Raw genomic sequence first — 20,722 nt, 5'->3', positions numbered from 1 at the left:
CCTGGGCGTGGGCCCGCCGTCAGATCCGGTGCACGAGCGCCACCGCGGTCACGGAGATGCCCTCGCCGCGCCCGGGGAACCCGAGCCCGTCGGTGGTGGTCGCCGAGACGGTGACCGTGGCACCGCCCAGAGCTGATGAGAGCACCCGCTCGGCCTCGGCACGGCGGGTGCTGAACCGCGGCCTGTTGCCCTGGAACTGCACCGACACGTTGCCGATCGCGAAACCGGCCTCGGCGAGCATCGCCGCGGTGCGGGCGAGGAAGAAGTCGGCGTGCGCACCGGCGTACTCCGGCCGGGCGGTGCCGAAGTGCTGGCCGATGTCGCCGAGTCCGGCCGCACCGAGCAGCGCGTCGACCATGGCGTGCGCCACGGCATCCCCGTCGGAGTGACCGGACAGCGGCTGCTCGCCGGGCCATTCGAGCCCCGCCAGCCACAGGTTCCCGTCGCCGCCGAACGCGTGCACATCGGTGCCGACGCCGATGCGGGGCAGCACGGGCGCGACCGGCGTCGGCCCTCCCACGAGCATCCGCGCGCGCTCCAGATCCGCCGGGGTGGTGATCTTGAACGCGCGCTCGGATCCCGGGATGCTGCGTACGGTTCCGCCTGCCGCCGCGAACAGCGCCGCGTCGTCGGTGTGCTCGTCCCCCGCCCGGGCGGCGCGCTCGTAGGCGGCCAGGAGCGGCTGACGAGGGAAGCCCTGCGGGGTCTGTGCGGCTGCGAGCAGCGATCGGTCGACGGGGCCGACGACCTCGCCGCCCGACACCTGCTTGAGCGTGTCGACCACGGGGAGGGCCGGGATGACCCCGACCTCCGAAGTCACCGCCCCAGCGACGGCGTCGATCTGGGAGGCGGGGGTGAGCGCACGGGCGGCGTCGTGCACGAGCACCACCTCGATCTCGGGGTGGAGGGCCGCGAGGCCCGCTGCCACCGACTCCTGGCGTGTCTCGCCGCCGACGACGACGGATGCCCGCCGGCCACGATCCCGATCCGCGTCGAGCAGCGCGTCGGCAGCTGCCTGCTCGAAACCGGCCGGGGCCACGACGACGACCTGCATCGGGGCCGCGGCGAAGACGCCGTCCAGCGCGTGCCGCAGCACGGTGCGGCCGTCGATGTCGACGAGCGCCTTGGGCGCTCCGGCGCCGAGCCTGGTGCCGGAGCCGGCGGCGACGACGATGATCGCTGTGGTGGAGGTCGGGAGCGCAGTCACCTTCTCACGCTATCGCGCACCGCAGACGCGAAGAGGGCGGATGCCTCAGCATCCGCCCTCTTCGAACTCCAGTCGTCGACGCACCGGTCAGGAGGCGAGCACCTCGTCGAGCAGGGCGCCGGCCTTGTCCTCGTCGATCTTCTCGGCCAGAGCGAGCTCCGACACGAGGATCTGACGGGCCTTGGCGAGCATGCGCTTCTCGCCCGCGGAGAGACCGCGGTCCTGATCGCGGCGCCACAGGTCGCGCACGACCTCGCTCACCTTGATCACGTCACCGGAGGCGAGCTTCTCCAGGTTCGCCTTGTAGCGGCGCGACCAGTTGGTGGGCTCTTCCGTGAACGGGGCGCGCAGCACCTCGAAGACGTTCTCGAGACCCTCCTTGCCGATCACGTCGCGAACGCCGACCAGGTCGACATTCTCGGCAGGAACCTCGATGATGAGATCACCCTGCGTGACGTTGAGCTTCAGGTACTTCTTGGTCTCCCCCTTGATCACGCGGTCCTTGACCTCGATGATCGTCGCGGCTCCGTGGTGCGGATAGACGACGGTTTCGCCAACCTCAAAAAGCATAAAAACGTGTCCTTTCGGCAATCTCCAGCATACCACAGCCGTTATGCAGTAAGGTTCGCGCCGGCCGGATCGAGAGCGGGTCCGGTCGTCGCCGCGCACGCCCGACCCACTACACTTGTGCAGGACACCCGTCGCACCTCAGGAGGATCCGTGAACTCGCGCTCTGCTGCGTCCATCGCTCCGCGTCTCGTCGCCGTCATCGCCCTGGGCTCGGCGCTCGCGCTCGGCACGACCGGATGCACCTTCATCACGCACCAGGCGACCACGAACCCCTACCCCGCATCCGATGGCGTGCCCTTCGACGAAACCGGCGGCGACGTCGTCGCGCGCAACGTCTTCGTGGTCACCACCGAGGACGGCGAAGTGGGCAACCTCGTCGGGGCGTTCATCAACGAGGGCTCGAAGACCAGCACGGTCGACATCGACGTGGCGGGCGAGCAGCTCACCCTGCGCGTGCCCGGCGAGGACCTCGTCAGCCTCGGCGCCGACAAGATGCCGCTGCGCATCGAGAACCTCGACGTCAAGCCCGGCGCGACCGTGGAGGTGCTCATCGTCTCCGGCGACGGCGAGGCCACCCCGGCACAGGTGCCCGTGCTCGACGGCTCGCTGCCCCAGTACGCAGACCTCGTGCCGGCCGCGGAGCCCCTCGACGCCGCATCCTGACTCCCGCGGCGACAGCCGCGACAGAGAAGAGGTCGGTTCCGTTCGGAGCCGACCTCTTCTGCGTTCCTCGGCGGATCAGCCTTCGAAGCGATAGCCGAGGCCGCGCACGGTGACGAGCATGACCGGGTCGCCCGGGTTCTGCTCGATGCGCGAGCGGATGCGCTTGATGTGCACATCCAGGGTCTTCGTGTCGCCGAAGTAGTCGCTGCCCCAGACGCGGTCGATGAGCTGACCGCGCGTGAGCACCCGGCCCGCGTTGCGCATGAGCACCTCGAGCAGCTCGAACTCCTTCAGCGGCATGTTGATCTCCGCCCCGTCGACGGCGACCGTGTGCCTGTCGATGTCGAGCGTGACCCTGCCGCCCACCAGCACGCGCTCGTCGAGCTCCGCCTCGACCTGCACGACGCGACGCAGCACGGCGCGCATGCGCGCCAGCAGCTCGCGTGACGAGTACGGCTTGGTGATGTAGTCGTCCGCACCGAGCTCGAGCCCCACGACGATGTCGACCTCGGAGTCCTTCGCGGTCAGCATGATGATCGGCACGCGCGAGCTCTGCCGCACCTGACGGCACACCTCGGTGCCCGCCATGCCGGGGAGCATGAGGTCGAGCAGGATGATGTCGGCGCCGCGCTCGCGGAACGCGGCGAGCGCGCCGGGGCCGTCCTCGCAGATCTCCACCTCGTAGCCCTCCCGACGCAGCAGGTAGGCGAGGGGATCGGCCAGATCGGGCTCATCCTCGACGAGCAGGATGCGGGTCATGCGAACTCTCCGTTTCGGGCGTCGCGCGTGCGGGCATCCCCGCTCGCGTGCTTCTTCTTAGTCTTCCTCTTCGACTTCTTGTCGAGGACGCTCTCCGGGGCGCTCGCGAGCGGCAGCCGCATCGTGAAGGTGGACCCTCGGCCGGGTCGCGACCACACGCGCACCTCGCCGCCGTGCCGCTGGGTCGCGTGCTTGACGATCGACAGTCCGAGCCCGGTTCCGCCGGTGCGCCGCGAGCGCGCCTCGTCGGCACGGTAGAAGCGCTCGAAGATGCGCTCGCGATCGGCATCCGAGATCCCGATCCCCTGATCCGTCACCGCGATCTCGACGACGTCCGCGTCGACCTTCACGCCGACGCCGACGCGCGACCCGCGCGGCGAGTAGACGATGGCGTTGGCGATGAGGTTGCCGACCGCCTCGATCAGCACCTGCGCGTCGCCGCGCACCCACACCCCGCGCTCACCGCCTCGGCTCAGCTCGACGCCGGCGGAATCCGCCTGCACGGAGTGCGCCTCGATCGATGCCGCAACCACCTCGTCGATCGAGACCGGCTCGACCTGCGACAGGCTCTCCGCCGCCTGCAGACGCGACAGACTCAGGATGCGGCCGGTGAGCTGACCGAGACGCGATGCCTCGGCCGAGATGCGCGCGGCGAAGATGCGCACCTGCTCGGCGTCGTCGGCCGCCGATTCGATGGCCTCGGCGAGCAGACTGACCGATGCCACCGGGGTCTTCAGCTCGTGACTGGTGTTCGAGACGAAATCGGTGCGCATCTGATCGAGGCGCTCGCGCTCGGTGACGTCGCGGATGATGAGCAGGGTGAGCTGCGGGCCGACCGAGCTGGCTCGCGCTGACACCAGACGCGGATCCAGCGAGGCGCCCCCGGTGAGCCGCAGGGTCTCGGTGGCGCTGGCGCCACTGTCGCGCACGCCGCGCACGAGCCGCCGCAGCTCGCCGTTCTCGAGCACCGCTCCATCGCGGATCCCGAAGCGCGTCGCCGCATTCGAGGTGGCGACCACGAGGCCCGAGGCGTCGAGCACACAGGCCGCGTCATCCATGCCGGCGAGCACGTCGCCGATACCTGCGGGCACGGCCGACGAGATCTCCTGCAGAGCGATGGCACGCACACGGTACGCCCAGCCGACCAGCAGCACGGTGCCCGCCCCGATCACTGCTCCCACAGCGAGGGCGAACAGCGCAAGCTGAGCGGAATCCATGCCTCCACAGTAGAGGTCGCGGTGTCGGCCACCCGACGTACACCGCGTGGCCATGCGGAGGAGAGGCTAGTATTCACGTTCCCGGCACCGTTCGTTAACCTTCGACCCGGACAATCGTTCCTGCCGCGCGAGCGCGTGCCCCGGCATGCTGTGCCGAACCCCACGACGAAAGGTTGCGCCGACATGCGCGAAGTGTTCCACCAGTCCCTCGAACAGCTGCAGTCGCAGCTCACCGAGATCGCCGACATGGTCACGGTCGCGATCCAGAAGGCGACCACCGCGTTCGCCGAGAGCGACGTCGCGCTGGCCGAGGAGGTCATCGCCGACGACGCGAAGATCGATGAGCTCGCCGTCGCGCTCGACGAGCGGGCGATCGAGATCCTCGCTCGCCAGCAGCCCGTCGCCCGCGATCTGCGCATCGTGATCACCGCCCTGCGCGTGAGCGCATCGCTCGAGCGGATGGGCGACATGGCGGAGCACATCGCCCAGCTCGCGCGCCTGCGCTTCCCCGAGCGCGCGATCCCGAAGGGACTGAAAGGCACCTTCCGCCGGATGGGAGAGCTCGACGTGCAGATCGCCGGCACGCTGGCCGACCTGCTGCGCACCCAGGATCTCCGGTTCGCCGATGAGATCCGCAACGCCGATGACGACGTCGACGAGCTGCACGCGAGCGTGTTCGAGAAGGTGCTCAGCGACAACTGGAAGGGCGAGGCGACCGCGACGGTCGACGCGACGCTCGCCAGCCGGTACCACGAGCGCTTCGCCGACCACGCCGTCGCGGTCGCGAAGAAGGTCGTGTACCTCGCGACCGGCGACTGGGCTGTTCAGGAGGAGGACATCGCGCTGGCGGCCGAGGCGCAGTCGACGCAGATCGCTCCAGGACCGTCCGCGTCCTGACATCCGCCGCGGTCATCGACACCCGCTGACCGTCGAGGCCCCCTCCGATCCACGTGGATCGGAGGGGGCCTCGACGATGTGCGGACCCGCGTCAGGCTACTTCTTGCCCTGCGCGGCGACCGCGGCCGCTCCGGCTGCGGCGGCCTCGGGATCGAGGTAGCGGCTCGGACCGGTGGGCACGTTGTCGTCGTCGAGCTCGTAGACCAGCGGGATGCCGGTGGGGATGTTGAGCTCGGCGATGTCGTCGTCGCTGATGCCCTCGAGGTGCTTGACCAGGCCGCGCAGCGAATTGCCGTGCGCAGTGACGAGGACCGTCTTGCCGGCCTCGAGGTCGGGGACGATCGCATCGTTCCAGTACGGCAGCAGACGATCGATGACGAGCTTGAGCGACTCGGTGCGCGGCACCTCGCCATCGATGCCCGCGTAGCGGGCGTCGTGCACCTGGCTGAACTCGCTGTCGTCCGCCAGCGCGGGCGGCGGCACGTCGAACGAGCGGCGCCACAGCTGGAACTGCTCGGGCCCGAACTCCTCGAGCGTCTGCGCCTTGTCCTTGCCCTGCAGCGCACCGTAGTGGCGCTCGTTGAGGCGCCACGAGCGCGTCACGGGGATCCACAGACGGTCGGCCGCGTCGAGCGCGATGTTCGCGGTCTGGATCGCGCGGCTCAGCAGCGACGTGTGCAGCACATCGGGCAGCAGCCCGGATTCGGCGAGCAGCTCGCCGCCGCGTCTGGCCTCGGCTTTGCCCTGCTCGGTCAGGCGGACATCCACCCATCCCGTGAAGAGGTTGAGCTGGTTCCATTCGCTCTGGCCGTGACGCAGAAGAATCAGAGTGCGGGTCATGGGTCCAGACTATCTTTTCTGCTTGCGGGGGCGGGCTGCGTGACGTTCCCCGCGCTCGCAGAACGGGTGCCCCTCCCGCTTCGCGGATCCCTCCCCGATGCTCGCGCCGGGAACGTCACTCCGCCCTCGACTGCACGTGTGGAGTGCGAGCGAGGTGGAAGTAGGGGGAGGATAGGAGGATGAGCGCACCTCTCGGGCAGCCGACACGAGGGACGACGGGCACGAATCGGCTGCGGCGCAATGACCGGTGGATCGCAGCGTCGGAGGCGCTGCGCAGAGCATCCGATCCTCTCGTCGTCGACCTGGGCTACGGCGCCAGCGGGGTCACCGCGTTCGAGCTCGCGACCAGGCTGCGGCAGGCGCGAGCGGATGCCGAGGTGCTGGGCCTCGAGATCGACCCCGAGCGGGTCGCCACGGCCCGCGCACAGCTCGACGAGGTGCGGGCAGGGCGCACCCCGTTCGCGGCCGACCTTCCCGTGTCGTTCGCGCGCGGCGGCTTCGAGGTGCCGGTGCCGGACGGCCGGCGCCCCGCGGTGATCAGGGCCATGAACGTGCTGCGGCAGTACGACGAGGCCGAGGTGGCCGACGCGTGGCAGCGCGTCGCGTCCCGGCTCGCTCCGGGCGGCATGCTCGTCGAGGGCACCTGCGACGAGATCGGTCGCATCGCCAGCTGGGTCGATGTGACCGGCCGGGGCCGGCCGGTCAGGTTCACGATCTCACTCCGGCTGGCGCAGCTCGAGCATCCGGGAGTCGTCGCCGAGCGGCTGCCGAAGGCGCTCATCCATCGCAACGTGCCCGGCGAGCGCATCCACGACCTGCTCACCGCGCTGGATCGCGAATGGGAGCGCGCGGCTCCCCTGTCGACCTTCGGCCCCGTGCAGCGCTGGCTCGCGGCCGTGTCGGCGCTGAAGGCGCAGGGCATCGCGATCCAGGGCACGAAGTCGCGCTGGCGTCTCGGAGAGCTCACCGTGCCGTGGGCGAGCGTCGCCCCGAGCGACTGACCGGACGTCGGACTCAGCGCGGGTGCCGGGGGTCCTCGCCGACGGGGCGGCGGGACAGACGCGTCAGACGCGGCACGTCGGCGGTGGCGCCCGCGTCGGCGGGAACGATCACCTGCTGCGCTGCGGCGATCAGCGCCTCCCCCGCGCGCACGACCAGTTCGCCCACCGGCGCGCGGCGCGACAGCATCGCCAGGGCGATCGGGCCGTCTTCGTGATGCGTCGCGACCGACGTGATGTGGCCGACCTCGGCATCCCCCGCCAGCACCGCGTCGCCCGGCGACGGCATCACGACGTCGCTGCCGTCGAGCAGCAGCGCCGCCAGACGGCGCGGCGGGTGCCCCAGGTTGTGCACCTTCGCGACCGTCTCCTGCCCGCGGTAGCAGCCCTTGTTCAGATGCACGGCGCTGCGGATCCAGTCGGCCTCGTGCGGGATGCTGCGGTCGTCGACCTCACGCGCCCAGCGCGGCCGCCACGCCGCGATACGCAGCGCCTCGGCGGCGAGCGCCCCCGCGAACGGGCCGGCGAGGGAGTCCGCGTCGTCGACGACGGCGATGCTCCAGGAGTAGTCCGCGGCGGGATGACCGGCCTCGGCCGCGTACTGGTGACCGCCGGGCTGCACGTGAGCCCACGGATCGCGCCAGATCAGCGGGACGCCGTTCGGGGCGGATGCCGTGGTGCGCGACTCGGCGGCGCCGCCGGCGAAGAAGCCGACGAGCGCGGCATCCGGTCGCGGCGTGACCGTGACCCGGGAGCGGAAGACCATCCGCTGCAGCCATGTCGCCAGCTTCTCGGCGTCCCCGTCGTCGACGATCAGCCAGACCGACGAGCCGTCCTCGAGCACGCCCGCCGCGTGCTCCACCCGACCCTGCGGGTCGAGCACGAGCAGCTCGGTGCTGTCGCCGGCTCGCAGCCGAGCCACCGACTGCGAGGTGATCGAGTCCAACCAGGTCAGCCGGTCCTCGCCGGCGACCTCGATGAGCACCCGGTCGGTGAGCGGCGCGAGCGCCTCACCGGACGCCAGACGTCGCTGCTCGATGAGCGGGTTGCCGAAGTGCGCGATGAGATCGCCCTCGCGCACGGCGCCGATGATGCCGTCGAACGTCGCCACGTCAGACCTTCGCCAGGCGAGCCGACGCGTGCGACTTGAGCGTCTCACCGAGGGCCGTGATGTCCCACGCCCAGAGGAGGTGCGAATCCACCAGCCCGTACATGCGCGTGGCGGCCGAGTACGCCTTCGCGCCGGCCGGACGCACGACGGCGTCCGTCGCGATGTCGATGCGGGGACCGGCGATGCGACCGAGATACAGCTCCAGCGTTCCGTCGGAGTGCGTCACCGAGACCTGGAGCGGGAACCCGTCGTCGGTGCGCAGCGCCTCGACGTCGTCGACGGTCCGCGGCGTCGGCGCGGCGGTGGGCGGCAGAAGTGCGGGTCCGGGGTCGGCATCCGTGCGCGGACGCTCGAGGCGCCAGAACCCCGTCTCGGCGAGGAGGGCGACGGGCTCGTCAGTGCCCTCGGCGCCGAGGAACGTCGCGGATGCGGCGTAGTTCAGGAAGGGACCGCCGTCGTGGCTGAAGCTCACGCGATGCGAGAACTTACCCTGGTAGCGCCGCTCACCCGCGGTGTATTCGATGACGCCGGTGCCCTCCCAGACCCCGAGCAGCCACGACAGCGGCGCGAGATCAGCCGGAAGGCCGGTGGGCAGCTCGATCACGACGGCGTCTGATCAGCGCTGGCCGCGGAACAGGTTGACGAGCACGACGCCGGAGACGAAGGCGATCGCGAGGCTCGCCAGCCCCAGCAGGCCGAGGAAGAAGAATTCGAGCGCGACGAGGTCCATGCCCTTACTCTACCCCTCCCTCCGGAGCCGGGGAGGGGCAGGTCAGAGCGCGGACGCGAGCGCGGCGAGACCGAACACCCCGGAGACCGCGCCCATGATCATCAGCGCGCCGACCACGCTGCCGGCCATCCGGACGATGAAGCCCTGAGCGCGACCGTGAGCGAGCTGAACGGCGAACGAGACGAGCACGATCGCGCCGAAGGCGATCAGCAGCCAGCCGACCCTGTCCTCCTCGGGGAGCACGAAGCCGAGGGCGACCGCGACCACGAGGGACGCGATCCAGACCGCGACCATGCCGCGGAAGGCGCTGCGCGGGGCGAGGGCCGGTTCAGACATGGTGACATCGTAATGGCCGCACCTGCGGGTATCCGGCATGCCCGCCTCGGGCAGCCCGTCATCTGAGAAGCACCCGCCACTAGCATTGACGCGTGGTCCTCGTGCTGGCACTCACCTCCGCTCCCCCAGGGGATCCGGCACTGCCCGCGCTCGAACTGCTGTCGCACAGCATCCGGCACCACCCGCTCGACACCACCCGCCTGCTGGACCTGCCCGAGAGCGACGTCGTGATCGTCGACGCGCGCATCGATCTCGTCGCGGCGCGCACGACCTGCCGGCTGCTGCGCACCGCGGGCTCCGACATCCCCGTCCTGCTGGTGGTCACCGAGGGCGGCCTGAGCGCGATCGCGTCGGACTGGGGGTTCGACGACGTCCTGCTGTGCACGGCGGGCCCCGCCGAGATCGACGCCAGACTGCGGCTGGCGCTCGCGCGCGCCGACGCATCGGAACCCGCCCACGTGCAGGCCTCGGGCATCACGATCGACGAGCAGTCGTATTCCGCCAAGCTGCACGGCAAGCCGTTGGATCTCACCTACAAGGAGTTCCAGCTGCTGCACTTCCTGGCGACGCACCCGTCGCGGGTCTTCACCCGCGAGCAGCTGCTGAGCGACGTGTGGGGATACGACTACTTCGGCGGCACGCGCACAGTCGATGTGCACGTGCGGCGTCTGCGGGCGAAGCTCGGCGACGCCGAGCAGGTCATCGGCACCGTCCGGAACGTGGGGTACCGCTTCAATCTGCACGACGACGCCCCGACCGCGCCCGTCTGAGTTCGCTCTTCGGGCACCGGCGGATGCAAAGATGTACCCCATGATGGAACCCGCCCTTGTCGACACCGGCCTCGGGGATGCCGAAGACGACGATTTCGATGCGCACGAGGCTCCGGACGCGGTGCTGCCCGACCACCGCTACCACGACCGGGAACTGAGCTGGCTGGCCTTCAACCAGCGCGTGCTCGAGCTGGCCGAGGATCCGTCGCTGCCCGAGCTGGAACGGGCGAACTTCCTCGCGATCTTCGCCAGCAACCTCGACGAGTTCTTCATGGTGCGGGTGGCCGGGCTCAAGCGCCGCATCCTCACCGGGCTCGCCGTGCCGACGAACGTCGGCCGGTCGCCCAGCGACGTGCTCAGCGACATCTCGCGGGACGCGTACGCTCTGCAGCTGCGCCACGCCGCTGTGTGGAACGACCTCGTGCGCCCGGCGCTCGCTGACGCCGGCATCGAGATCACCGACTGGGACGACCTCACCGACGCCGAACGCGGCGCCCTCGGCGAATACTTCCAGGCGCAGGTCTTCCCCGTGCTCATGCCGCTCGCCGTCGACCCCGCGCACCCGTTCCCGTACATCTCGGGGCTGTCGCTGAACCTTGCGATCCGCATCCGCAACGCCCGCACCGGGCGGCAGGACTTCGCTCGCCTCAAGGTGCCCACCATGCTGCCGCGCTTCGTCGAGGTGCCGGGGAGGAGTCCGATCACCCGGTTCATCCGCCTCGAGGAGCTCATCGCCAACCACCTCGGCGACCTCTTCCCCGGCATGGAGGTGCTCGACCACCACGCCTTCCGCCTCACCCGCAACGAGGACGTCGAGATCGAGGAGGACGAGAGCGAGAACCTCATCCAGGCGCTCGAGGCGGAGTTGCTGCGACGCCGCTTCGGCCCGCCGATCCGCCTCGAGATCACCGAGGACATGGATGACATCACCCTCGAGCTGCTGATCAGGGAGCTCGACATCACCGACCAGGAGGTCTACCGCCTGCCCGGTCCGCTCGACCTTCGCGGGCTGTTCGATCTGGGGCGCCTCGACCGCCCCGATCTGCGGTACCCGCCGCATCTGCCCACCACGGCCGTGGCGTTCCAGCCGGGTGACAGCAACGAGCGCTCCGACATCTTCCGCGCGATCCGCAAGGCCGACGTGCTCGTGCACCACCCGTACGAGTCATTCGCGACGAGCGTGCAGGCGTTCCTCGAGCAGGCGGCCCGCGACCCGCATGTGCTCGCCATCAAGCAGACCCTGTACCGCACCTCGGGAGACAGCCCGATCGTGCAGGCCCTGATCGACGCGGCCGAATCCGGCAAGCAGGTGCTCGCCCTCGTCGAGGTCAAGGCGCGCTTCGACGAGGCGAACAACATCGTCTGGGCGCGCAAGCTCGAGAAGGCCGGCGTGCACGTGGTGTACGGCCTGGTGGGGCTGAAGACGCACTGCAAGCTCGCGCTGATCATCCGCCAGGAAGAGGGCGCGCTGCGCCACTACTCGCACATCGGCACGGGCAACTACAACCCGAAGACCAGCCGCATCTACGAGGACTTCGGCCTGTTCACCGCCGACCCGCAGGTGGGCAAGGACCTGACCAGGCTGTTCAACGAGCTCAGCGGCTACGCGATCGAGAAGAAGTTCAAGCACCTGCTCGTCGCCCCCCGCCATCTGCGGAAGGGCCTGATGCGGCACATCGACGCGGAGCGCGCGAACGCCGAGGCCGGCAAGCCCGCCCGCATCCGCATCAAGGTCAACTCGATGGTCGACGAGGAGATCATCGACGGCCTGTACCGGGCCAGCATGGCCGGGGTGAAGATCGATGTCTGGGTGCGCGGCATCTGCAGCCTGCGCGTCGACCTGCCTGGCGTGAGCGACAACATCACCGTGCGCAGCATCCTGGGCCGCTACCTGGAGCACTCCCGGCTGTTCATGTTCGAGAACGACGGAGCCCCGATCGTCTACATCGGCAGCGCCGACATGATGCACCGCAACCTCGACCGTCGCGTCGAGGCGCTGGTGCGCCTGCGCGACCCCGCGCACCTGCAGGAGCTGCACGACCTGTTCGACCTCGCGATGGACCCGCGCACCAACTCCTGGCATCTGGGCGAGGGCGGTGAATGGAAGCGGGTCGCCGAGGCCGACGGACAGCCCCTGCTCGACCTGCAGGATCTGACGATGGCGAGCGTGCAGGGCCGCCGGCGACGCAGCAAGCGCGCGATCCGATGAGCGACTCGGCGGTCTACGCGGCGGGCGCGATCGTCTGGCGGATGGTCGACGACAAGCTCAAGGTGCTGCTGATCCATCGCACGAAGTACCGCGATGTGACGCTGCCGAAGGGCAAGGTCGACCCGGGCGAGATGCTCGCCGAGACCGCCGTGCGCGAGGTGCGCGAGGAGACCGGGATCCAGGTGTCGCTGGGGGTGCCCGTCGGCGTCAGCAGGTACTGGATGCGCCCGAAGCGGCAGAAGGTCGTGCACTACTGGGCTGCGGAGGCGACCGACGCCGCGATCCGCGCCTCGTCGTTCGTGCCGAACGGGGAGATCTCCGGCGTCGAGTGGGTGAGCCTGAAGAAGGCGCGCAAGCACCTGAGCTATCCGGTCGATGTCGAGATCCTCGACAACTTCATCCGGCTCGTCGACGACGGCGTGCTGCGCACCTTCCCCATCATCGCCCTGCGGCACGCCAAGGCGGTCGCCCGCGCGGACTGGCACGAGGCGGACGCCGCTCGGCCGCTCACCGACAGGGGACTGCGGCAGGCGAAGGCGATCGTCGGCCCGCTGCGCGCGTTCGGGGTGCGTCGCATCGTCACGAGCGACGCCGTGCGGTGCACGCAGACGGTCGCGCCCCTCGAGCGCAAGCTGGGGCGGATGGCCCGCCTGACCCCGAAGCTCAGTCAGGATGCGTGGGATGCCGACACCGCGGATGTGCGCTCGGTGATCGGACGACGCGTGCGCTCGCGCAAGGCGACGGTGCTGTGCAGCCACGGCCCGGTGCTTCCGGGCATCCTGTCGGAGCTCGCCCTCGCCACCGGAACCGTCCCCGGGTCCTACATCGACAGCGCCAGCGCCCTGAACGTCGCGGCGTTCTCGGTCGTGCACCTGTCCGCCACCAACCCCGGCTCCGGGATCATCTCGATCGAGACCCACGAGCCGAAGGTCTGACACTGACGCCCGAGGGTGCGGCGCGCACTGTCCGCCCCTCGTTCACCTCCCGTTCACCTCACGGGGAGAGTCTCGTTAACCGGCCCTCCTAACGTCACTGTGTGCCCTGCACCGGGCCGTACACATTCCCCGATCGAACGGATCCACAGTGAAGATCACCCGCATCGCTCGTCTCAGCGCCGTCGGCGCTGTCGCCGCCCTCGCACTCGCCGGCTGCGCCGCGAACGAAGCTCCCGCCTCCGACAACGGCGACGCGCCTGCCGCGTCGAACCTCGAGGGCACCCTCAAGGCCACCGGCGCCTCGTCGCAGGGCTCGGCGCAGGAGGCCTGGGTCGCGGCATTCCAGACCGCCAACAGCGGCGTCACCATCAACTACGAGCCCACCGGATCGGGCACCGGCCGCGAGAACTTCATCGCCGGCGCGAGCGACTTCATCGGCTCCGACCGTGCCTTCAAGCTGGAGGAGTTCGGCGACGGGTTCAAGACCTGCTCGTCCGAGAACATCGTCGAGGTGCCGCTGTACATCTCGCCCGTCGCCGTCGCCTTCAACCTCGAGGGCGTCGACGAGCTCAACCTCGACGCGAAGACGATCGCGGGCATCTTCGCCGGCACGATCACCAACTGGAACGACGCGGCGATCGCCTCGCAGAACGAGGGCGTGACGCTTCCCGACCTGGCGATCTCACCCGTGCACCGCTCCGACGACTCCGGCACGACCGAGACCTTCACGGCGTACCTCAACGCGACCGCTCCCGACGTGTGGACCAACGAGGCCGACGGCGTGTGGCCGCTCCAGGGCGGCGAAGCCGCTCAGGGCACCTCGGGCGTCGTCCAGGCGATCAAGGCGGGCAACGGAGCGATCGGCTACGCCGACGCCTCGCAGACGAAGGAGCTCGGCCAGGTCAAGGTGGGCGTCGGCGGCGAGTACGTCGCGTACTCCGCCGAGGCGGCCGCTGCACTGGTCGAGGCGTCGCCGCTCGAGGAGGGTCGCGGAGACGCCGACCTCGTCTTCGACGTCGACCCCGCCGCCGCGCCTGCCGGCTCGTACCCGATCGCCCTGGTCAGCTACCTGATCGCCTGCGAGCAGTACGAGGACCAGAACACCGCTGAGCTCGTGAAGGCGTACTTCGAGTACGTCGCCAGCGAGGACGGACAGCAGGCCGCTGCGGACAACGCCGGCAGCGCCCCCATCTCTGAGGGCCTGCGCGAGAAGGTCCTCGCCGCGATCGACACGATCAAGGTCGGCTGACCCATCTTCACCAGCTGATTCCGGTGCCCCCGCGTCCGATCCGACGCGGGGGCATCGGAGGGTCAGCCCTCATACGCACTTCGACCCGAAACGGAGACCATGAGCACGACGACCAGGCAGGCGCCGCCTGCCCCGATCAGAGCCAGGCAGCGCCTCGGCGACCGGGTGTTCTCCGGCAGCGCCCTCGGCGCCGGGATCATCATCCTCGTCGTGCTCGCCGCGGTGGCCGCGTTCCTCGTCATCCAGAGCCTGCCCGCCTTCGCACCCGATACGAGCGACAACCACATCCTCGAGGGGCGCTCGTTCTGGGAGTACGTCGGGCCGCTCGCCTTCGGCACCGTCTGGGCGTCGTTCCTCGCCTTGCTCATGGCGACGCCGATCGCGATCGGCATCGCGCTGTTCATCTCGCACTACGCGCCCCGCCGTCTCGCCGGGGTGCTGGGCTACATCATCGACCTTCTCGCCGCCGTGCCCTCGGTCGTCTTCGGCCTCTGGGGCGGACTGGTGCTCGCCCCCCTGCTGCAGCCCGTGTACGCCTGGCTCAACGCGAACGCCGGCTGGATCCCGATCTTCGGCGGCCAGGTCTCCTCGACCGGCAAGACGATCATGACGGCCGCCGTCGTGCTCGCGGTCATGGTCATCCCGATCATGACCGCCATCTGCCGCGAGGTATTCCTGCAGACGCCGAAGCTGCACGAAGAGGCGGCCCTCGCACTCGGCGCCACGCGCTGGGAGATGGTGCGCATGGCCGTGCTGCCGTTCGCGCGCGGCGGCATGGTCTCGGCGGTCATGCTCGCGCTGGGTCGCGCCCTCGGCGAGACGATGGCTGTGACCATGGTGCTCTCCCCCGCCGCGGTCTACAGCTTCCTCGTGCTGACCGCCACCAACCCGACGCCGATCCCCGCGAACATCGCCCTCGCCTTCCCCGAAGCGCACGACACGGGTGTCAACACCCTCATCGCCACCGGCCTCGTGCTGTTCGTCGTGACCTTCGCGGTCAACGCGCTCGCCCGTTGGATCGTGGCGCGCCGCGCCGAGTTCTCTGGAGCGAACTGACATGACCACGTCTCTGCAGCGCACCGACACGACCACGCCCGGCACCGCGCGCCCCTCCTCCTCGCTCACCGCCGGCCGGCTCGCCCCGTGGGCCCCGTGGGCTCTGCTCGGGGCATCCCTCGCCACCTCGTTCACCGTGTTCGCCCTCGGCGCGATCGGCGGCGACCCTGCGGACTTCAACATCGCCGGCGCGGCCATCGTCGGCGTGCTGATCTACATGGTGCTCATCACCGTCGTCTCCTCGATCGCGGAGAGCCGTCGCAAAGCCGTCGACCGGCTGATGACGGCGCTGGTGAGCGCCGCGTTCGTCGTCGCCCTGCTGCCGCTGATCTCCCTGCTGTGGACGGTCGTCACCAACGGCGTCAGCCGCTTCGACGCCGAGTTCTTCAGCTACTCGATGCGCAACATCGTCGGGGAGGGCGGCGGAATCGTGCACGCCATCTGGGGCACGGTGCTCGTCACGCTCACCGCGACCGTGATCGCCGTGCCGGTGGGTCTGATGACCTCGATCTACCTCGTGGAGTACGGCCGCGGCCGCATCGCCAAGGGCATCACCTTCCTCGTCGACGTGATGACGGGCATCCCGTCGATCGTGGCCGGTCTGTTCATCTACTCCGTGTTCGCCCTGCTCGTGCGGCCCGGGATCTCGATGGGTCTCATGGGCGCCCTGGCCCTCGCCGTGCTCATGGTTCCGGTGGTCGTCCGCGGCAGCGAGGAGCTGCTGCGCATCGTCCCGAACGAGCTGCGCGAGGCGTCGTACGCGCTCGGCGTGCCGAAGTGGCTCACGATCCTGAAGATCGTGCTGCCCACCTCGATCGCCGGCATCACGACCTCGGTCATGCTCGCCATCTCGCGCGTCATCGGCGAGACCGCCCCGCTGCTGCTGACCGCAGGCTTCACCGCCAGCCTCAACACGAACCTCGTGAACTCTCAGATGATGACGCTGCCGGTGTTCGTCTACAACTCGTACATGAACCAGGGCACCGCGGCCGACGCCTCGGTGGCCCGCGCCTGGGCGGGCGCGCTCACCCTCATCCTCATCGTCATGCTGCTGAACCTGCTCGCGCGCCTGATCGCCAAGTGGTTCGCCCCGAAGACCGCCGGCCGCTGAGTCGCACCCGAATCCCAAGGAACCCGATATGTCCAAGAGCATCGAAGTCAACGACCTCAACGTCTACTACGGCGACTTCCTCGCCGTGGAGGGCGTCTCCCTCGAGATCCAGCCGCGCAGCGTGACGGCGTTCATCGGCCCGTCCGGCTGCGGCAAGTCCACGTTCCTGCGCACGCTGAACCGCATGCACGAAGTCATCCCCGGCGCGCGCGTCGAGGGCGAGGTGCTGCTCGACGGCAAGGACCTCTACGGCGCGGGCGTCGACCCGGTGCTCGTGCGCCGTCAGGTGGGCATGGTGTTCCAGCGTCCGAACCCGTTCCCGACGATGTCGATCAAGGAGAACGTGCTCGCGGGCGTGAAGCTCAACAACGGCAAGATGTCGAAGAGCGACCAGGATGCGCTCGTCGAGAAGTCGCTGATGGGCGCGAACCTCTGGAACGAGGTCAAGGACCGCCTCGACAAGCCCGGTTCGGGCCTGTCGGGCGGTCAGCAGCAGCGACTGTGCATCGCGCGTGCGATCGCCGTCTCGCCCGAGGTGCTGCTGATGGACGAGCCGTGCTCGGCCCTCGACCCGATCTCGACCTTCGCGATCGAAGAGCTCATCCAGGACCTCAAGAACGAGTACACGATCGTGATCGTGACCCACAACATGCAGCAGGCCAGCCGGGTGTCGGACAAGACGGCGTTCTTCAACATCGCCGGCACCGGCCAGCCCGGCAAGCTGATCGAGTTCGACGACACCGCTACGATCTTCACCACGCCCGCCGCGCAGGCCACCGAGGACTACGTCTCAGGTCGATTCGGGTGACCGAGGCCGCTGTCGCGTCTTCGGATCCGTCGCTCACGACGGGCGTCAGCGCGGCGAGAGCAGGAACGCGTTCAGCTCGGCGGTCAGGTCGGGGTCGGATGCCAGGGGCGCGCCGTCGACAGCCGTGATCGGCGCAGCGAGGCGGATGCTCGACACGAGCCATGCCGCATCGGCCTTCGTCAGGTCGGAGGCGGTCAGGGTCTCGTAGCGGGTGGTGCGCCCGTGGGACTCGAGGTACTCGAACACGCTGAGCTGGGTGGTCCCGTGCAGGATGCCGCCCGCCGGCGCCGGCGTGAGGAACTCCCCGCCCGCGCGGATGATCAGCGACGCGGTCGGCGCCTCGAGCACGTACCCGTCGCGGGTGACGAAGATCGCGTCGTCGGTGCCGCGCCGCCTGGCTTCGCGCAGCGCAGCCATGTTCACCGCGTACGACAGCGTCTTCGCGCCGAGCAGCAGCCATGGCGCGCGCTCCCCCGCGCCGAGGTCATAACCCCGATCGAGGGTGACGACCGTGATTCCGTTGCGCCGCACAGCATCGAAATCGGGGGCCGCCGCCACGGTCGCCCACGCCGTCGGTGCCGGCCCGTGCTCGACGCCCCGGCTGAGGATGAGCTTGACCACGGCCTCGCCCGCCGGAGCCTGGGCCGCGACGACCTCGATCGCCTGACGCCACTGCGCCAGGTTCGGTGCGGGCAGATCGCACAGGCGGGCGGAGTGCGCGAGGCGCTGCACGTGCGCCTCGACCTCGTTCGCATGCCCGTCGACGACCCCGATCGACTCGAACACGCCGTCGCCGCGCTGCGTGCTGAGCTCGCCCACGCTGAGCGCGGGCGCGGTGACATCCATCGGCGTGAACGTGTCGCGGAAGTCCGCACGGTCGTCAGCTGCGTCGGCGGGGGCGATCATGAGGGCGAAGCGCTGGGCCATGTGCACAGCCTACGGCGACGGGAATACCCGTGCCGCTGACGCGTTACACTTGATCGGCCGGGCCGCATAACCCCGGGCTCCAATATTCGCCGCTGCGAGCGGCCTTCCGCCGAGAGGCGTTCTTGCGGTCCGGCTTTTCTTCTGCGTCAGGTCAGCATGCCGCGACGCCATGCGGCGGCGGAGGCCGCCAGGTCCTCGGCGTAGGCGGTCAACCGCAGCGCCCGCCGCGTGAGATCGCTCGACCGCTGCGGCTCGGTCGGCTCGTAGTCGTCTGCCGCGTGGGTCGCACCGGATGCCTGCACCCGGCAGTACGCGGCTGCGCGCTCGAGTGCCACCGAGAAATCGCCTCGGAACACGCCCCGCAGGATCGCGTCGACGAGATCGACCAGCTCACCCGGATCGGCGGGAGCCGGAGCACCGGCGATGGCCGCATCGGCGGTGTGCAGTTCGACGCGCCCGCGCTCGTAGAGCAGCGCGGTCAGCGGTGCGTCGGAGCGGACAGCGATCTGCAGCAGGTACAGCCGCCACAGGGCTCCGGGCAGCGAGCGCGCGGGAGCGTGCGACCAGAGCTCGGCGATCTCGTCGATGCCGTTCTCGGCCGCGAACGCGAGCAGCCGTGAGGTGACGGCACCCGATTCGTCGCTGCGCGCGCGTTCGAGCAGAGCGGATGCGGTGGCGTGGGCGACGCGCGACTGCTCGGCCGGGTCGGCTTCGCCGACGATGTTGTCGAAGGCCGCGGGCGGCCTGCGGACGGGGCGGTGGAACTGCTCGGGCATCCGTCAAGGCTACGCCCGCCATGCGGCAGCCGGGCCATCGATACCCGGACGCCAGGTCAGATCAGGCGGTCGGGATGACGATGATCGGATCGGTCGTCGGCAGGCCGGACGGCGATCCGCCGGCCTGCTCGATCGTCACTGCGATCACGTCGCCCGCGCGCATGGGCTGGTCGAGCAGCGCCGTCGTCGTGCCGTCGGCGGCGTCGAAGACACCTGCGGCGATCGGCTCGTCACCACGGACGAACCACAGCTCGTAGCTCTTGTCAGCTCCGAGATCGTCGAGTCCGGATGCCACAAGCACGGCCTTGCCGACCTCCCCCGACCAGTGCGCCGTCGCCGTGGCGCCGGAGTCGAGCCGCACCTCCGCCTGCTCGGCATCCGGGGCGGAGCGGATCTCGTCGAGCGCGACGACGGATGCCGGCCGCTGCAGCTGCGAGACCACCGTCGTCGTCGCCACGCCGGCGCCGACGATCAGCGCGAGGCCGGCGGCGAGCGCGAAGAACCTGCGGCGCCACGGTGCTCCCGCGCGCGCCGGTGCATCGGTCCCGACGTCGTCTGCGACTGTCGAGGGGGTCAGTTCCTCGAGTGCTGCTGCGCCATCCTGCGGCAGGCTCGCGATCTGCTGCAGCAGGCTCGAGCGCAGCGCCGGCGGAGGCGCGACCGGGGAGAGTCCGTCAGCGAGGAAGGCCACCGTGTCGCGGTCGTCGTCGGCGATGGCCTGCCATTCGGGATGCTCGGCGAGCGCCGCGGCGAACCGCCGCGCGTCGGCTTCCGCCAGGGCCCCGAGGGCGTGGGCGGCCGCGAGCTCCGCGAATTCCTGCTCATTCATGCTGCTGACACCCCCATCTCCCCGCGCAACCGCGTCAGTCCGTCCCGCATTCTCGTCTTGATCGTTCCCAGCGCCACTCCGGTGAGTGCCGCGATCTCGCTCTGGCTGTAGCCGCCGTAGTAGGCCAGGATCAGCGCCTCCTGCTGGGCCTCGGGCAGCGCCGAGAGAGCTGCGACCACGCGCTCGCCCTCCAGCTTCGATTCGACCGCCTCCTGCACCACGTCCCGTTCACCGCCGAGGTCGCGAACGCCGACGCGCATGTCGCGATCGGTGCTGGACTGCGACGATCGCACCCGGTCGACGGCCCGGCGGTGTGCGATCGTGAAGATCCAGGAACGGCCCTGACCTCTGTTCGGAGCGAACTTCGAAGCGGATTGCCAGATCTCGAGGAAGACCTCCTGCAGCACTTCCTCGCTCTGCGATCGGTTCACGACGACCTTGAGGATGAGAGCGAACACCCGCGGGGAGAGCAGATCGTAGAGCTCGGCGAAGGCGCGCTGGTCACCGTCGGCGACGCGAATGATGAGGTCGGCGGCGAGATCGCCGGACGATCCGTCCTTGAGCACCTCGACGCCATCGATAACCATCTCGACAAGCATGCCCCATCCCTCCTCTCGCGCGTGAGTGTGACCCGCCATCCGTCACGGATTCTTCGGGTCTGAGAATCGAATCGGATTGATTCCCATCCGATCTCCGAGGGGTTCCGAACAACCGTCGACGCCGC

22 protein-coding genes are annotated in these 20,722 nt (G+C 69.7%); 10 read left to right on the top strand and 12 right to left on the bottom strand.

Features of this window, described 5'->3' with window-relative positions; all coding sequences use genetic code 11:
• Nucleotides 1-19: 19 nt before the first annotated feature.
• Entirely contained in the window at nt 20-1,207 is a 1,188-nt protein-coding gene (gene ispD / locus AB0O65_RS12255) for a 2-C-methyl-D-erythritol 4-phosphate cytidylyltransferase (RefSeq protein ID WP_363385462.1), read from the bottom strand.
• Nucleotides 1,208-1,294: 87 nt separating this feature from the next.
• A complete protein-coding gene (locus tag AB0O65_RS12250) occupies nt 1,295-1,777 on the bottom strand; it encodes a CarD family transcriptional regulator (protein ID WP_071640539.1) in 483 nt (160 codons plus the stop codon).
• Nucleotides 1,778-1,927: 150 nt separating this feature from the next.
• On the opposite strand from AB0O65_RS12250, the gene AB0O65_RS12245 reads away from it, so the two are divergent.
• Complete coding sequence (locus tag AB0O65_RS12245; RefSeq protein WP_083428563.1) at nt 1,928-2,440, top strand: hypothetical protein; 513 nt, start codon at nt 1,928-1,930, stop codon at nt 2,438-2,440.
• 75 nt (nt 2,441-2,515) lie between these two features.
• Here the strand turns inward: AB0O65_RS12245 and AB0O65_RS12240 are convergent, their stop codons facing one another.
• Together AB0O65_RS12240 and AB0O65_RS12235 are read right to left on the bottom strand one after the other, a co-directional pair.
• Nucleotides 2,516-3,199, bottom strand: coding sequence for a response regulator transcription factor (locus tag AB0O65_RS12240; protein WP_363385457.1), 684 nt, complete (start codon nt 3,197-3,199; stop codon nt 2,516-2,518).
• Nucleotides 3,196-4,416: an ATP-binding protein gene (locus tag AB0O65_RS12235; protein WP_363385454.1), complete on the bottom strand. Its 1,221-nt coding sequence runs from the start codon at nt 4,414-4,416 to the stop codon at nt 3,196-3,198. The genes AB0O65_RS12240 and AB0O65_RS12235 overlap by 4 nt, the downstream gene beginning before the upstream one ends.
• 183 nt (nt 4,417-4,599) lie before the next feature.
• On the opposite strand from AB0O65_RS12235, the gene phoU reads away from it, so the two are divergent.
• Nucleotides 4,600-5,313, top strand: coding sequence for a phosphate signaling complex protein PhoU (phoU, locus tag AB0O65_RS12230; RefSeq protein WP_363385451.1), 714 nt, complete (start codon nt 4,600-4,602; stop codon nt 5,311-5,313).
• A 96-nt stretch (nt 5,314-5,409) separates the two neighbouring features.
• On the opposite strand, the gene AB0O65_RS12225 is transcribed toward phoU, so the two are convergent.
• On the bottom strand, nt 5,410-6,153 hold the full coding sequence (locus AB0O65_RS12225) for a phosphoglyceromutase (protein WP_071642588.1): 744 nt from the start codon (nt 6,151-6,153) through the stop codon (nt 5,410-5,412).
• A 179-nt stretch (nt 6,154-6,332) separates the two neighbouring features.
• On the opposite strand from AB0O65_RS12225, the gene AB0O65_RS12220 reads away from it, so the two are divergent.
• Nucleotides 6,333-7,154 (top strand): class I SAM-dependent methyltransferase, encoded by an 822-nt coding sequence (locus AB0O65_RS12220; protein ID WP_071642590.1) that lies wholly within the window; start codon nt 6,333-6,335, stop codon nt 7,152-7,154.
• Nucleotides 7,155-7,167: 13 nt separating this feature from the next.
• Here the strand turns inward: AB0O65_RS12220 and AB0O65_RS12215 are convergent, their stop codons facing one another.
• The 3 genes from AB0O65_RS12215 to AB0O65_RS12205 form a co-directional block, all read right to left on the bottom strand.
• Nucleotides 7,168-8,262, bottom strand: a complete 1,095-nt coding sequence (locus AB0O65_RS12215; RefSeq protein ID WP_363385447.1) for a folate-binding protein — start codon at nt 8,260-8,262, stop codon at nt 7,168-7,170.
• A 1-nt stretch (nt 8,263) separates the two neighbouring features.
• Nucleotides 8,264-8,866: an FABP family protein gene (locus AB0O65_RS12210; protein WP_363385444.1), complete on the bottom strand. Its 603-nt coding sequence runs from the start codon at nt 8,864-8,866 to the stop codon at nt 8,264-8,266.
• Between the two features lie 168 nt (nt 8,867-9,034).
• Complete coding sequence (locus AB0O65_RS12205) at nt 9,035-9,328, bottom strand: hypothetical protein (protein WP_071642668.1); 294 nt, start codon at nt 9,326-9,328, stop codon at nt 9,035-9,037.
• 92 nt (nt 9,329-9,420) lie between these two features.
• Between AB0O65_RS12205 and AB0O65_RS12200 the strand changes: the two genes are divergently transcribed.
• The 7 genes from AB0O65_RS12200 to pstB all read left to right on the top strand — a co-directional run bounded on the left by AB0O65_RS12200 (nt 9,421) and on the right by pstB (nt 17,466).
• Nucleotides 9,421-10,098 (top strand): response regulator transcription factor, encoded by a 678-nt coding sequence (locus tag AB0O65_RS12200; RefSeq protein ID WP_143187177.1) that lies wholly within the window; start codon nt 9,421-9,423, stop codon nt 10,096-10,098.
• 40 nt (nt 10,099-10,138) lie between these two features.
• Nucleotides 10,139-12,307 (top strand): RNA degradosome polyphosphate kinase, encoded by a 2,169-nt coding sequence (locus AB0O65_RS12195; RefSeq protein ID WP_363385440.1) that lies wholly within the window; start codon nt 10,139-10,141, stop codon nt 12,305-12,307.
• Entirely contained in the window at nt 12,304-13,242 is a 939-nt protein-coding gene (locus AB0O65_RS12190; RefSeq protein WP_071642669.1) for an NUDIX domain-containing protein, read from the top strand. The genes AB0O65_RS12195 and AB0O65_RS12190 overlap by 4 nt, the downstream gene beginning before the upstream one ends.
• Nucleotides 13,243-13,390: 148 nt before the next feature.
• Nucleotides 13,391-14,491 carry a phosphate ABC transporter substrate-binding protein PstS gene (locus AB0O65_RS12185; protein ID WP_363385437.1) on the top strand — a complete coding sequence of 367 codons (1,101 nt, stop codon included), beginning with the start codon at nt 13,391-13,393 and terminating at the stop codon, nt 14,489-14,491.
• Between the two features lie 99 nt (nt 14,492-14,590).
• Nucleotides 14,591-15,547: a phosphate ABC transporter permease subunit PstC gene (pstC, locus tag AB0O65_RS12180; protein WP_071642673.1), complete on the top strand. Its 957-nt coding sequence runs from the start codon at nt 14,591-14,593 to the stop codon at nt 15,545-15,547.
• A gap of 1 nt (nt 15,548) precedes the next feature.
• A complete protein-coding gene (pstA, locus tag AB0O65_RS12175; RefSeq protein ID WP_071642675.1) occupies nt 15,549-16,658 on the top strand; it encodes a phosphate ABC transporter permease PstA in 1,110 nt (369 codons plus the stop codon).
• Nucleotides 16,659-16,686: 28 nt separating this feature from the next.
• A complete protein-coding gene (gene pstB, locus AB0O65_RS12170; RefSeq protein WP_071642677.1) occupies nt 16,687-17,466 on the top strand; it encodes a phosphate ABC transporter ATP-binding protein PstB in 780 nt (259 codons plus the stop codon).
• A gap of 45 nt (nt 17,467-17,511) precedes the next feature.
• Here the strand turns inward: pstB and AB0O65_RS12165 are convergent, their stop codons facing one another.
• The 4 genes from AB0O65_RS12165 to sigK all read right to left on the bottom strand — a co-directional run bounded on the left by AB0O65_RS12165 (nt 17,512) and on the right by sigK (nt 20,585).
• A complete protein-coding gene (locus AB0O65_RS12165) occupies nt 17,512-18,393 on the bottom strand; it encodes an aminodeoxychorismate lyase (RefSeq protein ID WP_071642679.1) in 882 nt (293 codons plus the stop codon).
• Between the two features lie 146 nt (nt 18,394-18,539).
• Complete coding sequence (locus AB0O65_RS12160) at nt 18,540-19,169, bottom strand: DNA-directed RNA polymerase subunit beta (protein WP_071642681.1); 630 nt, start codon at nt 19,167-19,169, stop codon at nt 18,540-18,542.
• Between the two features lie 61 nt (nt 19,170-19,230).
• Nucleotides 19,231-19,998 carry an anti-sigma factor gene (locus AB0O65_RS12155; RefSeq protein ID WP_071642682.1) on the bottom strand — a complete coding sequence of 256 codons (768 nt, stop codon included), beginning with the start codon at nt 19,996-19,998 and terminating at the stop codon, nt 19,231-19,233.
• Nucleotides 19,995-20,585, bottom strand: a complete 591-nt coding sequence (gene sigK / locus AB0O65_RS12150; protein ID WP_363385431.1) for an ECF RNA polymerase sigma factor SigK — start codon at nt 20,583-20,585, stop codon at nt 19,995-19,997. The genes AB0O65_RS12155 and sigK overlap by 4 nt, the downstream gene beginning before the upstream one ends.
• Nucleotides 20,586-20,722 lie beyond the last annotated feature (137 nt).

Origin of the sequence: Microbacterium sp. NPDC077391, assembly GCF_040686955.1 — a bacterium.
GTDB lineage: Bacteria > Actinomycetota > Actinomycetes > Actinomycetales > Microbacteriaceae > Microbacterium > Microbacterium commune.
The sequence above is the reverse complement of the archived record's forward strand: the minus strand, read 5'-3'. Positions and strand labels throughout refer to the sequence as shown.

Coding starts and splice junctions, on each gene's coding strand:
- sigK (WP_363385431.1), bottom strand. CDS start 20,585: ATGGTTATCGATGGCGTCGAGGTGCTCAAGGACGGATCGTCCGGCGAT.
- phoU (WP_363385451.1), top strand. CDS start 4,600: ATGCGCGAAGTGTTCCACCAGTCCCTCGAACAGCTGCAGTCGCAGCTC.
- AB0O65_RS12240 (WP_363385457.1), bottom strand. CDS start 3,199: ATGACCCGCATCCTGCTCGTCGAGGATGAGCCCGATCTGGCCGATCCC.
- AB0O65_RS12250 (WP_071640539.1), bottom strand. CDS start 1,777: ATGCTTTTTGAGGTTGGCGAAACCGTCGTCTATCCGCACCACGGAGCC.
- AB0O65_RS12225 (WP_071642588.1), bottom strand. CDS start 6,153: ATGACCCGCACTCTGATTCTTCTGCGTCACGGCCAGAGCGAATGGAAC.
- AB0O65_RS12155 (WP_071642682.1), bottom strand. CDS start 19,998: ATGAATGAGCAGGAATTCGCGGAGCTCGCGGCCGCCCACGCCCTCGGG.
- AB0O65_RS12195 (WP_363385440.1), top strand. CDS start 10,139: ATGATGGAACCCGCCCTTGTCGACACCGGCCTCGGGGATGCCGAAGAC.
- AB0O65_RS12220 (WP_071642590.1), top strand. CDS start 6,333: ATGAGCGCACCTCTCGGGCAGCCGACACGAGGGACGACGGGCACGAAT.
- AB0O65_RS12190 (WP_071642669.1), top strand. CDS start 12,304: ATGAGCGACTCGGCGGTCTACGCGGCGGGCGCGATCGTCTGGCGGATG.
- AB0O65_RS12165 (WP_071642679.1), bottom strand. CDS start 18,393: ATGGCCCAGCGCTTCGCCCTCATGATCGCCCCCGCCGACGCAGCTGAC.
- pstA (WP_071642675.1), top strand. CDS start 15,549: ATGACCACGTCTCTGCAGCGCACCGACACGACCACGCCCGGCACCGCG.
- pstB (WP_071642677.1), top strand. CDS start 16,687: ATGTCCAAGAGCATCGAAGTCAACGACCTCAACGTCTACTACGGCGAC.
- AB0O65_RS12205 (WP_071642668.1), bottom strand. CDS start 9,328: ATGTCTGAACCGGCCCTCGCCCCGCGCAGCGCCTTCCGCGGCATGGTC.
- AB0O65_RS12160 (WP_071642681.1), bottom strand. CDS start 19,169: ATGCCCGAGCAGTTCCACCGCCCCGTCCGCAGGCCGCCCGCGGCCTTC.
- AB0O65_RS12235 (WP_363385454.1), bottom strand. CDS start 4,416: ATGGATTCCGCTCAGCTTGCGCTGTTCGCCCTCGCTGTGGGAGCAGTG.
- pstC (WP_071642673.1), top strand. CDS start 14,591: ATGAGCACGACGACCAGGCAGGCGCCGCCTGCCCCGATCAGAGCCAGG.